Source organism: Mycobacterium sp. IDUB_1, assembly GCF_055419625.1.
Genome location: NZ_JBVAYA010000003.1, coordinates 739,682 through 753,185, shown reverse-complemented (window position 1 = coordinate 753,185; position 13,504 = coordinate 739,682). Strand labels below are relative to the sequence as shown.

General features: G+C 68.4%; 12 protein-coding genes. 2 read left to right on the top strand and 10 right to left on the bottom strand.

Annotated elements, in window-relative coordinates:
* Positions 1-20: 20 nt before the first annotated feature.
* The 3 genes from ACZYYX_RS20810 to ACZYYX_RS20800 are packed head-to-tail and all read right to left on the bottom strand — an operon-like array spanning position 21 to position 3,741.
* Positions 21-1,793 (bottom strand): ABC transporter ATP-binding protein, encoded by a 1,773-nt coding sequence (locus ACZYYX_RS20810; protein ID WP_463816482.1) that lies wholly within the window; start codon positions 1,791-1,793, stop codon positions 21-23.
* The gene (locus tag ACZYYX_RS20805) at positions 1,790-3,505 is read right to left on the bottom strand and encodes an ABC transporter transmembrane domain-containing protein (protein ID WP_463816481.1); all 1,716 of its coding nucleotides are present in this window, start codon (positions 3,503-3,505) and stop codon (positions 1,790-1,792) included. Before ACZYYX_RS20805 ends, ACZYYX_RS20810 begins: the two co-directional genes overlap by 4 nt.
* Positions 3,502-3,741, bottom strand: coding sequence for an MbtH family protein (locus tag ACZYYX_RS20800; RefSeq protein ID WP_463816480.1), 240 nt, complete (start codon positions 3,739-3,741; stop codon positions 3,502-3,504). Before ACZYYX_RS20800 ends, ACZYYX_RS20805 begins: the two co-directional genes overlap by 4 nt.
* Before the next feature lie 132 nt (positions 3,742-3,873).
* Here ACZYYX_RS20800 and ACZYYX_RS20795 point away from each other — a divergent pair, with 132 nt between their 5' ends.
* Positions 3,874-4,818 carry a methionyl-tRNA formyltransferase gene (locus ACZYYX_RS20795; RefSeq protein ID WP_463816479.1) on the top strand — a complete coding sequence of 315 codons (945 nt, stop codon included), beginning with the start codon at positions 3,874-3,876 and terminating at the stop codon, positions 4,816-4,818.
* Here the strand turns inward: ACZYYX_RS20795 and ACZYYX_RS20790 are convergent.
* From ACZYYX_RS20790 to ACZYYX_RS20775, 4 genes are read right to left on the bottom strand one after another with little or no spacing between them, the layout of a single operon-like run.
* Entirely contained in the window at positions 4,802-5,608 is an 807-nt protein-coding gene (locus tag ACZYYX_RS20790) for an ABC transporter ATP-binding protein (protein ID WP_463816478.1), read from the bottom strand. The two genes, ACZYYX_RS20795 and ACZYYX_RS20790, sit on opposite strands and share 17 nt — an antisense overlap.
* 3 nt (positions 5,609-5,611) lie before the next feature.
* Positions 5,612-6,667 carry a FecCD family ABC transporter permease gene (locus ACZYYX_RS20785; RefSeq protein ID WP_463816477.1) on the bottom strand — a complete coding sequence of 352 codons (1,056 nt, stop codon included), beginning with the start codon at positions 6,665-6,667 and terminating at the stop codon, positions 5,612-5,614.
* Positions 6,668-6,705: 38 nt separating this feature from the next.
* Positions 6,706-7,761: a FecCD family ABC transporter permease gene (locus ACZYYX_RS20780; protein ID WP_463816476.1), complete on the bottom strand. Its 1,056-nt coding sequence runs from the start codon at positions 7,759-7,761 to the stop codon at positions 6,706-6,708.
* Between the two features lie 4 nt (positions 7,762-7,765).
* Entirely contained in the window at positions 7,766-8,578 is an 813-nt protein-coding gene (locus ACZYYX_RS20775) for a siderophore-interacting protein (protein WP_463816475.1), read from the bottom strand.
* A gap of 189 nt (positions 8,579-8,767) precedes the next feature.
* Between ACZYYX_RS20775 and ACZYYX_RS20770 the strand changes: the two genes are divergently transcribed.
* The gene (locus tag ACZYYX_RS20770) at positions 8,768-9,985 is read left to right on the top strand and encodes an ankyrin repeat domain-containing protein (RefSeq protein ID WP_463816474.1); all 1,218 of its coding nucleotides are present in this window, start codon (positions 8,768-8,770) and stop codon (positions 9,983-9,985) included.
* Here the strand turns inward: ACZYYX_RS20770 and ACZYYX_RS20765 are convergent.
* Genes ACZYYX_RS20765 through ACZYYX_RS20755 form a run of 3 tightly spaced genes read right to left on the bottom strand, consistent with a single transcriptional unit; the run spans position 9,963 to position 13,458 of the window.
* On the bottom strand, positions 9,963-10,943 hold the full coding sequence (locus ACZYYX_RS20765; RefSeq protein ID WP_463816473.1) for an SIS domain-containing protein: 981 nt from the start codon (positions 10,941-10,943) through the stop codon (positions 9,963-9,965). The genes ACZYYX_RS20770 and ACZYYX_RS20765 overlap by 23 nt on opposite strands.
* Complete coding sequence (locus ACZYYX_RS20760; protein ID WP_463816472.1) at positions 10,940-12,157, bottom strand: glucosamine kinase; 1,218 nt, start codon at positions 12,155-12,157, stop codon at positions 10,940-10,942. The genes ACZYYX_RS20765 and ACZYYX_RS20760 overlap by 4 nt, the downstream gene beginning before the upstream one ends.
* The gene (locus tag ACZYYX_RS20755) at positions 12,154-13,458 is read right to left on the bottom strand and encodes a glycosyltransferase (protein ID WP_463816471.1); all 1,305 of its coding nucleotides are present in this window, start codon (positions 13,456-13,458) and stop codon (positions 12,154-12,156) included. Before ACZYYX_RS20755 ends, ACZYYX_RS20760 begins: the two co-directional genes overlap by 4 nt.
* Positions 13,459-13,504 lie beyond the last annotated feature (46 nt).

Here is a 13,504-nt window from a genome sequence, read left to right as displayed (position 1 = left end):
TGTGAGTGGTGCGGGTGGGTCTAGCTGTGGGCGCGCCAGGCGCGCCACAGCCGGGCATAGCGGCCGTCACGAGCCAGCAGTTCGTCGTGGGTGCCGCGCTCGACGATGCGCCCGCCGTCCATCACGAGAATCTGATCGGCAATGGCGGCCTGCGAGAGGCGATGCGCGACAACGAGTGTGGTTCGCCCTTCGGTGGCGGCCAGGGCGGCGGCATCGAGCTCTCCGGCGGCGGCGCTGCCGGCTTCTGCGGTCGCCTCGTCGAGCACGACGACGCGCGGGTCGGCGAGCACCAGTCGCGCCAACGCCAGATGTTGCGCCTGCGCTGCGGTCACGTCGATACCGTGTTCGCCGACGAGGGTGTCCAGCCCGTCGGCCAGTCCCTCGACCCAGTCGCGGGCGCCGACCCGGGCCAGCGCGTCGAGCACCTGCTCCCGGGTGGCCTCGGGTGCGGCCAACCGCAGGTCGTCGAGGATCGTGCCGGAGAACACGTGCACTTCCTGGGTGACCGTGGCCACCCAGCTGCGCAGCCGATCGTCGGGAATGTCGGCGACGCACACGCCACCGATGAGGGTCTGGCCTGTGTTCGGCACGAACAGCCCCGCGATGACCGCGGCCAGCGTGCTCTTGCCCGCACCAGTGGTGCCCACCAGCGCACATCGGGTCCCGGCCGGGATCGAGAGCGTCACATCCTGCAGGACAAGCGGGCCGGCTCCATACCGGAACGACACGTTGCGCACCTCGACGTCGGCCGAGGCCGGCTCGGCCGCCGGGACCGGCGGGGCGTCCTGGGGTGGGGGCTTCAGGTCGATCACTCCGACGAGACGGGCAAGGCACGCAGCGCCCGCCTGGATCTCGTCGAAGTTGTACATCATCATCCCGATCGGGTTGAAGAGCCGATGGAACATCAGCGCCGCGGCAGTCGTCTGCCCGACGGTGACGGTGCCGCTACGGACCAGCAGGAAGCCGACGATCAACGTGGCGCTCAGGCCGATGAATTCGGCTCGATTGACACGCCCTACGAACCTGGTGAACAGCCCGAAGACCGTGACTTCGACGTCGCGGGCGCGCGCCGAGGCGTTCTCGATGACGCGTAGATGCTCGTCGTGTACCTCGTAGGCGTCGATGGTGCGCGCCCCCTGAATGGACTCGACGGTGGCCTGGGCACGTTCGGCGAGCGCGATGCGCTGCTGTGCGTACAGCGGCGCCGATCTCGGCAGGTACCACAACAGTCCGGCGATGTAGGCCGGAATGCACAGTGCGCCAGCCACTCCCAGACGCCAATCGATTCCCGCCATCCCGATCACGGTCACGACACCGAGGAAGAAGGCATTGAGCATGTCCGGAAGTACCTGGGAGACGGCTTTGGCGACCGCGGCGACATCCGCGCCGACCCGGGACAGCAGATCTCCCCGGCCACTGTCCTCGATGGTCGTGGCCGGCAGGTCCAGTGCGTGGCGCAGCACGTCTTCTCGCAGGTCCGCGACGGCGGACTCACCCAGGCGGGCGATCAGGTAGGAGGACAGGCCCGTGCCGAGCCCGCCGATCACCGCGCTCACTCCGATCACCGCGGCCAGGCCGACGAGCCCGGCCGAGCGTCCCTCGTCGACGCGGTCGACCAGTGAGCCGAGGAGGTAGATCGGCACGGTCGCTGCTGCTGCCGCAGTCAGGCCGACCACAAGCGCTGCAGCGCTGGCCGCCTTGCGCCTGCCTGCTTCGCCGGCCAGCCACGTCCACGTCCGTCGCATCGTGGCGACGGGCAGGACCGGTGGTGTCGTCGAGGTGCTGATCGTCATCGGTGCACCAATTCCCGGTAACCGTGATGGGAGTCGACGAGATCCTCGTGGGTGCCTTCACCGCGCACCTGTCCGTCGTCGACGACGATCACCCTGTCGGCGGCCGCGAGTAGGGCCGGACTTGTGGTGAACACGATCGTGGTGCGCCGCCGCGCAACTCGCAGCGCGCGAATGCCGTCGGCGATCGCCTGTTCGGTCACCGCGTCGACAGCGGTGGTCGGGTCGTGCAGCACCAGGACGTCGGGGTCGGCAGCCAGGGCGCGGGCCAGTGTCCAGCGCTGGCGTTGTCCACCGGAGAGGCTCGCGCCCCGTTCGATCACCCGGTGTGCCAATCCGTCGGCGTGCTGTGCGACCACGTCGTGCGCGCACGATGCGGACAGCGCTGCGGCAATGATGTCGGCCTCGGCGTCGGCGCCTGACATCGCGAGATTGGATTGCAATGTGCCGCTGAAGAGATCACCGCGGTGAGCTTCGACGATCACGGCGCGGCGCCGCTGCCCGTACGGGATGTCAGACAGTGCACGGCCACCGACACGGACGGTGAGGCCTGCGCCGCGGTCGCGGTCGGCCAGCGCATCGAGCAACGTCGTCGCATCGCGCGGGTCGGCGGCCACAACCGCCACCATCTCGCCGTGCCGCGCACGGAACGTGAGGCGCCCGGCGTCGTCGAGAACGTCCAGCGCAGCGTCGTCGGAAGTGTCCGCGACATCCGACACGGTGTCCTCAGATCGTCGGGCTGGTGCGGACAGGACGTCGGCGACCCGGTTGGCCGAGGCTCGCGCCTCGGCCACCGAACTCGGCAGGGTGGCCAGCAAGGTGAACGGCTCGGCCAGGAACTGGGCGAGGCCGACCACCGTGATCAGTTGGCCGAGGGTGAGGTCGCCGGAGAGGGCGAAATACGCGGCCGCGACGGCAACGGCCATCGCGCTGAGCGCGCCCGCGGCACCGGCCGCACCGGCGTGCGCGCTTTCCATGCGCGACGCGTGCAGCGTCGCCCTCAGCGAGCGCCGGCTCGCGACGCGGTATCGGTCTGCAGCATTGCGTTGCGCACCGATGCCCTGCAGGGGGCGCTGACCGCTGATCAGATCGGTGGCCAGCGCGGTGGCTCGGCCGATCTGCGACTGCTGCTCCTCGACGCGGCGCGCGATGATCGGTGCGGTGAGCTGCAACCCGATCATCACCACAGGCACCCCGACGAGCACCATCACGCCCAGGGGTGCATCGATGTGGAGAAGGACGGCACCGCACGCGATCGTGGCGACCGCCGCGCCGACCATGCGCGGCACGTAGTCGAGCAGATAGGCCGTTTCCTCGGCGTCGGTGGAAGAGATCGACAGCAGTTCTCCTGCTTGATAATCGGTGACCATGCCGCGGGGGTCGAGAATCCGGCGACACAGCTCGACGCGCAAGAGGTGGCCCTCCTGGGCTATGGCGGCCATCAGCAGGCGCGCACCCACGCGGTAGACGGAGGTCAGCACCACGAAGAGGGCGGCCAGCACCGCGATCCAGCTGACGATGGCGGTGACGGAACCGGTCGCCACGGCGCGATCGACGATGACGCCGATCAGGATCGGGACGGCGACTTCGCAGAGCTGGTGCGCGGCGATGAGCACAGAACCGCCGGCCAGCCGCGTGCGCTGCCGTGTGACGGCGCGGCGCAGCACTGCAGGCCCCGACCACTGTGCGTCGCCGTCAGTCGACGGCGTACTCACGCCCGCGCGGACTCGGCGCGGTCCATCTGCTCGCGCAGCGATTTGGGTCGCATGTCGGTCCAGTTCTCCTCGACGTAGGTCAGTGCGCTGTCGCGATCGGTGCCGTCAGGCCCACCGAACACCGTGCGCCACCCGGCGGGCACCTCGGCGAACGTCGGCCACAGCGAATACTGTTCCTCGTCGTTGATCAGGACCACGAAGCGGCCGTTCGGATCGTCGAAAGGATTGCTGGACAACGTGTTCTCTCTCTCTGCGAAGATCCCTGTATCGGTCGGCGGCCGCACCGGTAGGGTGCGGGAACCGACCGACGGCATGCTATCAAAGGTTAGGCTAACCACAGTAGGCTAGCCGGAACCAGGGAGGTCGTCGTGCGCGTCGTCATGTTCGGATATCAGACGTGGGGCCATCGCACCCTGCAGGCGCTGCTGAAGTCGCGGCACGACGTCGAGCTCGTGGTGACACATCCGACGAGTGAGCATGCGTACGAATCGATCTGGGCGGACTCGGTGGAGGACCTGGCTCGCAGCGAGGGAATCGAGGTGTGGCTGGCGAAACGTCCCGACGCCGAGCTGATCGAGCGGGTGCGCGCGGTCGCGCCGGATGTGATGGTGGCCAACAACTGGCGGACAAAGCTCCCGCGCGACCTGTTCGCCATCCCGCGGCTGGGGACGGTGAACCTGCACGACTCGCTGCTGCCGAGATTCACCGGGTTCTCTCCGGTGATCTGGTCGCTGATCAGCGGCGCCACCCACACCGGTCTCACTGCGCACCTGATGGACGACGAGTTGGACACCGGCGAGATCCTGGTGCAATGTGCGGTGGAGATCACCCCGTCGAGCACCGGCACCAGCCTGGTCTACGACACGCTGGACCTGGTCCCCGAGGTTCTCGAGGCTGCGCTCGACGGACTGGAACATCAGAGCGTGCAACCTGTGCCGCAGAACCTCGCGGATCGCACGTTCTTCCACAAGCGATCCGAGCAGGACAGCCTGATCGACTGGCGCTGGCCCGCAGCCGACATCGAGCGTTTCGTCAGAGCGCTGTCGGACCCATACCCCAACGCTTACAGCTACTTTCGCGGTGAGCGGCTCCGAGTGATCTCGTCGCACGTGTCGCGCTGCGTCTACGGCGGCACGCCGGGGCGGGTGTTCATCGAGGAGGACGGCGGCATGGTCGTCGTCGCCGGTGCCGACGCGTACCGCGGACAGTCCAAGGGTCTTGTCCTCGACGTGGTGCGCACCGACGACGGCGTGAACCATGCGGCGCTGGACTTCTTCGGCAGGGGCGGCGGGTATCTCACCTCCCATCCGTGAGGTAGGGGGAGGCGCGCGGCACGATCAGCGGTGTGGCGGTCTGCGGGTCGTCGATGATCTGGCACGACAACCCGTACACGTCGGCGATCAACTCCGCGGTCACCACCGTGCGTGGGTCCCCGTGATCGACGATGTGTCCTGCTTTCATGACGACGATCTCGTCGGCGTAGCGGCAGGCGTGGTTGAGGTCGTGCAGCACGGCAACCACCGTGTGTCCGTGCATCCGGTTGAGCATCGCGAACAGGTCGAGCAGCTCCACCTGATGGGCGATGTCGAGGTATGTCGTCGGTTCGTCGAGAAGCAGGACGGGGGTCTGCTGCGCGAGCACCATGGCGACCCAGACGCGTTGGCGTTGCCCTCCGGACAGTTCGTCGACGAGCCGGTCGCCCAGGTCGCTCACCCCGGTCAGCGTCATGGCCTCGGTGACCGCCGTCTCGTCGTCAACGGACCACTGCCGCAACAGTTTCTGATGCGGGAAGCGGCCGCGGGCCACCAGGTCTGCGACGGTGATGCCTTCCGGTGCGATCGAGGTCTGGGGGAGAAGGCCCAGCCGGCGGGCCACCTCCTTGGTGTGCAGGCTGCCGATGTCCGTGCCGTCGAGGACGACCCGCCCCTCGGCCGGACGCAGAAGCCGGGCCAATCCGCGCAGCAGCGTGGACTTTCCGCAGGCGTTCGGACCGACGATCATCGTGATGCGTCCGTCCGGGATCGGCAGCGTCAGGTCGGTGACGATCGGTGTGTCGCCGTAGCCCAGCGACAGGTGGTCGGCGGCCAATCGGCTGTCCATCATGATTCACCGCTTCCGTGACTGGGTGACGAGGAGATAGATGAGATAGCAGCCGCCCAGGGAGACGGTGACCACTCCGACGGGTAACTCGTTGTCCGCGAACAACTGCTGGGCGATGACGTCACTGACCAACAGCAGCGCCGCACCCATGACCGCGGCGGGCATCAGCGCCACGCCTGGGCTCGCCGTCAACCGCCGGGCCAGCTGCGGTGCCGCAAGAGCGACGAACGTGATCGGTCCCGCGGCCGCGCACGCCACGGCGACCAGCCCGACGCCGACGACGAGGTAGGCAGCCCGCGCACGATCGGGCTTGAGCCCGAGTGCTCCCGCGGCGTCGTCGCCGAGTTGCAAGACCGGCAGCTGGGGGCCGAGGGCGACGAGAGCCGACACCAGCAGTGCCACACAGACAGTCATCGGAACCACCTGCGCCCACGTCAGACCGCTCAACGTGCCCTGCTGCCAGATGGCTGCGGTGACCGCGGTGTGGTGATCGATCTTGATCACGATCCACTGGTTGACGGAGTTCAACACCGCACCGACCGCGATACCCACGACGATCAGCCGATAACCGGCGACCCCCCGCTGGAAAGACAAGGCATAGACCAACACCGCGGTCACCAGTCCGCCGACGAGTGCGCCGGCGGCCACCGGGTAGTACCCCGCTCCGACGGTGGCGATCACGGCGAGCGCGCCGGTGTAGGCGCCGAAGTTCACGCCCACGATCTCCGGGCTGCCCAGCGGATTTCCGGTCACTGCCTGAAAGATGGCTCCCGACAGACCGAGTGCCGCACCGACCAGCAGGGCCATCAGCATGCGGGGCAACCGCCATTCGAGGATCACCACCCGGTCGAACGAGGTGTTGGAACCGGCCAGCACCGACACCACGTCCATCGGTGCGACGTGGTACTTGCCCAGACCCACGGCCAGCAGTGCGGTCAACAGCACTCCGGCCAGCATGAGGGTCACCGTGATCACGGCCCGTCGAGAGGTGCGCACCGTGACGGCGCCGAGGCGCAGCACGTTCTGCCGCCGACGCACCGGGTTCTTCATCGTCGTTGTCATATCGTCGTTGCCATATCGTCGTTGTCATATCGGTGATGTCATTCGTGCACTGTGGCCCGTCTGCGAATCAACCAGATCAGCACCGGGGCTCCGACGAACGCCGTGACGATGCCGGCGGGCAACTCGGACGGTGCGATCACCACCCGGCCGACGATGTCGGCGGCCAGGAGCACCGCAGGTGCGACCACCACGGCATAGGCCAGGATCCATCGCCAGTCGGGCCCGGTGAACCGGCGGACCGCGTGCGGCACCATCAGGCCCACGAACCCGATGGGCCCCGCGCCCGCGGTCGCCGCGCCGGCCAGCAGCGTCACGGCGACGAGGCTGAGCGCCTGGGTCCGAACGACGTTGCCCCCCAGGCTCGTGGCCAGATCGTCGCCGACGGCGGTGACGTTGAGAGAGCGGGCGACGACCAGGCACAGCACCGCGCCCACCGCGATGAACGGGCTGATCGCCAGGGCGACCTCGAGTGGGCGACCGTCGAGGGCGCCGGCGTCCCAGAACCGCATGTTGTCGAACGCCCGCGGATAGCGCAATCGGACCGCGAAACCGAGGCCGTCCATGACCGCGCCGATCGCGACGCCGGCGAGTAGCACGCGCACCGGGGTCGCTGCCGCTCGGCCCGCCATTCCGATCAGGTAGACCAGCATCATCGCGAACAGGGCGCCGGCGAACCCGAACCAGATGTAGGTCCAGATGCCCTGGAGGCCCAGCAGTGCGATCGCGGTGACGATGAAAAGTCCTGCGCCGGCGTTGATCCCGAGCACCTCGGTGTCGGCGAGCGGATTTCGTCCCACTCCCTGGATGAGGGTGCCGGACAACCCGAGCGCTACCCCGACGAGGACGGCCAGCACCGTGCGAGGGATACGCAGGTCGCGCACGATCCACTCGTCGCCGGATGCTGGGCCGGTGGCGACAGTCAGTGCCTGCCACACCGTCGTCAGGGACACGTGCTGGGTGCCGATCGCGAGGCTGGCCACGCACAGCACGGCGAGCAGCGCGGTCGCGGCGGCGAGTCCGACAGCGTTTCGGCGCGCCGAAACACGGCGGGGGAGCGACCGGGGCGCGGGGTGTGCCGGGGCGTCGAGGACCACGCGGTTAGAGTCCGATCCGTTCGCAGACGTCGTCGAACTCCTCGAAGGCGACTTTCTCGTCCTTGCCGGCCGCCAGGGCCTGCTGGTAGACGATCAGCGCCTCGTCGCCGTTCTCGGCGAACCGGGCATCCCAGGCCTCGGAGTCCACCCGCCAGTAGCCCGTGATGTCGTAGCGGTCGCGCTGCCATCCCCTGGAGCGCAGATCTTTGCGCACTGCGCGGGATTCGGCCGCCTCGCCGGCGAACCAGCAGTATCCGCGGCCAGGGGGCATGGGGAGGGCGCGCACCGCGTCGGCCAACATGCTGGGGCACGTACCGTTTCCGGTGCCGAGCAGCGGCAGCACGGTGACGCCGTCACGGCGGGGCAGGTAGTCGAGATCGTCGGACGTCGGCACCTCGGCGATGACGGTCGCGGTCATCCCGGTCGGCAGTTCCTCGACGATGCGAGCCGCCGCTGGAAGTCCGGACAGGTCGGTGATCACCACCTGCCACTGGGTGTCCGCGGGTGGCCGGTACCAAGCTCTGGCGTGATCGAGGACAACTCGCTGCCCGGTTTCCGCGGTGGTGGCCCAGGATGAGCCGGGTCCGTGACGGTGCAGTGCGATGTCGAGGGTGAGCAGCGCACCCTCGTGGTGGCGGACGGAGTAGTTGCGGCCCTCGCCGTCCGGGTGATCTCTCGGGGAGAAGTAGACCCCCACAGCCGAATCGGCGTCCGGCCTGACCTGAAGGGCGTCGGGATCGTCGACATGCAGCACGATGCGCCGCAGCCGGGTGCTCAGCGCGCGGGTGTCGACGACAGAGGCGTAGGAGTGCGACACATAAGTGAGGCTAACCTATGTTGCCTGTCGATGGCCGGCCCGGTGGGCGTCCCCGGTATGCTGTGGCCGGGCGCGCAGGACCGCCCGACGTCCGCTCGAAGAGGCTCAGCCTCCCTGCAGAACGACTGATCGGCCCCACCTCTTCTCTGCCCGATCTCGCGGACGCCGGGCCCGTGAGAGGAGGCTGTCATGGCCAGCGCACTACCCGACAATCCCTCATTGCCTCGGCTGCGTGCCGACGCTCGCGTCCTGCAGCGGCGCGCCAGGGCAGGCGACGCCGACGCCGAAGCCGTCATCCGGCGCCACCACCCCCGACCTGACGTCGCGCTGCAGCGGGTCGCTCTCCACGACGCCCAACTGGCGCTGGCCCGCCGATACGGATTCCCGGGATGGCCGGCGCTCGTGCACTATCTCGAGGCGGCAAAGGACCTCAGTAGGGATCCGAGCGACATAGACGGCACCGCCCTCGGTGCGGCAGACCGGTTCTGCGCCCTGGCGGTGCTCACCTACACCGCAGACGATGCCCCGCCGCGGTGGGCGCAGGCTGCCGACATCCTCGCTGCCGTACCCACCCTGCCGGCCGAGCACATGTGGGCCGCAGCTGCGGCCTTCGATGTCGACGCTCTGCGACACCACCTGCGCACCGACGCCGTATCGGCGTCCTCGAGCGGGGGCCCGCTACGGTGGCCGCCGTTGATGTATCTGTGCTACTCGCGTGTTCCGGTCGATGCGACCGTCGACGACATCCTCACCGCGGCAACGCTGTTGCTCGATGCGGGCGCCGATCCGAACGTCGGCTACCTGTGGCGGGGAATGGCCCCTCCCTTCACCGCGCTCACGGGCGTCTTCGGTGAGGGGGAGCAGGGGCCCGGACGGCAGCCGCGTCACCGTCACGCCCCCGACCTCGCAGCATTGCTGCTGCGCCGCGGTGCCCACCCTGCCGACCATCAAGCGTTGTACAACAGGATGTTTCGCCCCGATGACTCGCACCTGGAGTTGCTGTTCGACCACGGCGTGGCAGACGCAGGTCCGGGTCCGTGGGAACGCCGCCTCGGTGTGGCCATGGAGTCGCGTGAGCAGATGTGGCGACGCCAGGTGCAGTGGGCGGCCGAGCACGGTTACACCGACAGGCTTGCGCTGCTCGAGCGCCACGGCATCGACGTGTCTGGCGTCGACGTGCAGACCCGGGTCTTGCCTGACGATCCGAACGCCCGCGACGAATCGGGAGCCACCCCGCTGCACCACGCGGCCTGGGCGGGCGATCTCCCACTCATCGAGCGACTGCTCGCCTCCGGCGCAGACCCGTCAGCTGTCGACGGCCGCTTCGGAACGACACCTCGGCAGTGGGCAGAGCATGCCTACCAGGCCGAGGCCGCGTTGCTGCTCAGTCCGCTGACTCCCGACTGACCTGCTGCCACCGCCGCGCCGCGACCAGTTCCGGCACGAGAACTTCGGTGAGCAGAGCAATGTCGTCGTCGGAGTCGCCCGGGTAGCGGAGCACATACTGCGCGCCCGGAACGTCCCCGCCCACACCGACGACCGTGCTGCCTCGCATGGCAGTCCATTCGGCCAGCTGTGCTTCCCACGGCGAGCCAGAGAACACCAGTAGTCGGTAATCGGTGGTCTTGGTGAGGTAGACGTCGACGTGGCTCCAGTCGCCGGTCTCACACGCCGCGGCGGGCAGTCGCGGTCCTTCGCGCATCATCAGCGCGCCCTGCTGGGCAGAACAGAGCCGGTGCGCCGGTGCGGCGAGGTAGGTGCCCGACGGTCCGAGCAGCAGCTCGGAAACCTCGGGAAGCCAGTCCTTTTCGCTGTCCAACATATGTGCGCTCGCCGCAGCGGCGCCGTCTATCGATGCCGCGAGGGCGGCGGTACCGACGCCGAGAAGGTGGCATTCCAGGGCAATCAACAAGGCGAGAGTGTGCTGGTAGCTGCGGCAGGCGACGCCGCCGTGCTCGATCTCGGCATCGAGCGTGATGACCGTATCGCAGCGTTCGGTCAGTGGTGAGCCCGCCGTGTTGGTCAGTGCGACGGTGGTCGCATCACCACGAAGGCGGGTCAACGCATCCAGTGTCTCGGTGGAACCGCCGCTGGCCGAGGTTGCCACGACCAGCGTCTTCGGGCCCCAGTCCGGCAGAAGCGCCGACGAGGCGAGCTCCGCAGCGGCCATGACGCCGCGGGCGCGCAGTCGCGCGGCGGCCACCGTGCCCGCGTACGCCGACGAGCCCATGCCGAGCAGCACGACCCTTTCGGTGTCGGCGGGTACCACCGCCGTCCATGGGTTGACCTCTGACAACATCAGCGCCAGCCGCGCCAGCACCTCGGGCTTGCGCTGCAGATCGGATACAAAGGCATCAGGCTTCACTGTCGCTCCTCAGAGGGTGGGGCGGCGTCATCGAGCAGTGCGGGCAGGGCCGCGTCGGGCACGTACATCCACCGCGGAAGATGCTGTGCCGCATAGATCATCTCGCGCATCACCTGGATGAGACGTAGTGCGCGCAGCGGCCGCGGGTCGACGAGGTGTTCGTGCCCTGTGGTCTGCAGTCGCGCCGTGTACGACTCGAAAAACATCCCCCGCATCGTCGATTCGACCGTGTGAAGCTCTCCGGGGTCCAGCTCGGTGTACCGACGGGCCACGATCGCCACGTGCGCCAAGGACTGCATCATGCCGGCGACGTCGACGACCGCCGGGATGGGGTACATCCGTTCGGGCGCGGTGAGCACCGGATTGCCGTCGAAATCGGTGACGACGAGCCTCTCGTCGCTCCGCAGGATCTGTCCGACGTGCAGATCGCCGTGCCCGTCGATGACCGTGGTGCCTGTCAGTGACGACAGGACCGCCAGCTCTGCGGCCACCTCCTCCCGACGTGTGCGCAGAACGGCAACGCTCTCGGATTCGGTGAGCGCACAGGCTGTGTCGAGCGTGGTGAGCGCAGCGGCGTGCCACCGGTCAGCGTCTGCGGAGCTGGCGGTCGATGCGGTGGACGCCAGCGCGGCGTGCATGTCGGCGATGAGCACTCCGAGCTGACCGGCCGTCGCCGCGGCCTCGCCCGGGCCGCCTCCGAGCGCCGCAGTGGTCATCACCTCCACGGCCCAGGTCCATCCGTCGAGCGCGCCGGGAAGGTACTGGTCCACATAAGCCGCCACGGTTTCCGCGCCGTCGGGCGGCTGCCATGTGATCAGGCCCCACGGTTCCGGAATCCCTGTGAAGCCCGCTGCGCGGAGCGCGGTGATGCGTCGCGGCGCGGGGTGCGGGCCCTCCTGCAGGTGGACTGCCCATTTGACGACGGCCGCATCACCGACGATCACCGACTCGTTGGTCTGGTCGACGTCCATCGGCCGCTCACCGTCGGCCGAACGTGCTGTCCACGATCGCACCCGGAAGTTCCCGTGCTGACGTTGTCCCGGTTGCGCAGCAAGCACTTTCAACAACGCAACCGACGTGCCGTCGCCGGGACGTGCGCGCCGGGAGCTGTCGGTCATCGGTAATGCGGACCGGGCGGATCCGTCGGCTACGATGGCGAGTCGATGGCCGTCCGACAGGTCCAGCCAGTCCACCGGGTCGGGCAGCGCGGTCACCGGTGGGTGTTACCCACCCGTTCGATGACATCGGCGCCGACCCGCAGCCCGTCGCGCTGCCGAATCGCCTCACCGAGCGAGGCGAGGCGTTCGCGGAGTGCCGTGTCGGCCAGCAGACGGTCGGCGGCGGAAATGAGTTCGTCGTCGCTGAACCGGTAGGTGTCGAGCCGGATGCCCCAGCCGAGTTCGTCGACCCGCTGCGCGTTCTCGTACTGATCCCAGAACAGGGGAAGCACGATCAGCGGTTTGCCGAAGTGCAGTGTCTCGGTCACGGTGTTGTTCCCGCCGTGCGAGATGACCAGGTCGACCTGGGGGATGACCTTGGTCTGCGGGAGCATCTGCTCACCGACCATGTTGTCGGCCAGAGCGATTCGATCGGCTTGTGGCCCCTTGCTGACGATGTAACGATGCCGGGTGGTGCCCAGGACATCCACGAGCCGCTGCATGAGGTCGACGTCGGCACCGCCGAGAGACCCCAGGGACAGATAGATCAGCGCGCTGTCGGCAGGCCGGTCGGCGACCTGCGCGGGAATCACGTAGGCCTCGTCGGTCTCGCGGACGCTGGAATCCATCCGGGTCCAGGTGCCGTCGAGCGGGCGCAGGTCCACGTAGTCGGCTTCGGCGGGATAGACGTACAGGTTGGCCGCGTTGTCGCGCGGCATGAACTCCAGCTCCGGCAGGGCTGCGGCACCCTGGTCTCGCGTCCAGGCGTCGAACTCGGTCCACATCGGCCGCAGGGTCCGATCGAATTCCTCACGGTAGGAACGCCATTGCGCGGGATCGTTGCTGGGCAGCCCGGAGAACGGCGGCGGTACATCGGCGCCGGGGACCTCCAACGGGCTGCAGGACACGATGCGGACGAACGGAACCCCCGCGGTCGTCAGCGCGGGGAACAGCACCACGTTGTCCTCGACGATGACGTCCGGGCGGTGCGTGGCGATGATCTCGCGCAGCCGCGGTTCGCAGTAACGGGCGCCGTCGATGAGCGCCTGGAACGTCGGTGCGATGAAGCTCGACAGCTGATCGATCGTGGGCTTGCGGAACTCGGGAGCCGTCTCGGCGATGAACTGGGTCCAGAAGGCGCCGGCGTCCTCGTCACCGGCATCCGGTGCGGGTTCGGCGAGATCGACGAGTTCCTCGACGAAACCGAGCGGCGCGATCTTTCCGGCCCAAGAGGTTTCGGCCGCGAAGACGATCCGGTGTCCGCGGTCGCGCAGAATCGACGCCAGACCGATGCATTGATTGGTCGGGCCGTAGGCCGACTCCGGCCAGAACATGATGGTCAAAGGGAGCGGTGCCATGTCAGAGAAAGTACCCGGGGGTGCCCCGTGAAGGTCGGTGACGCGA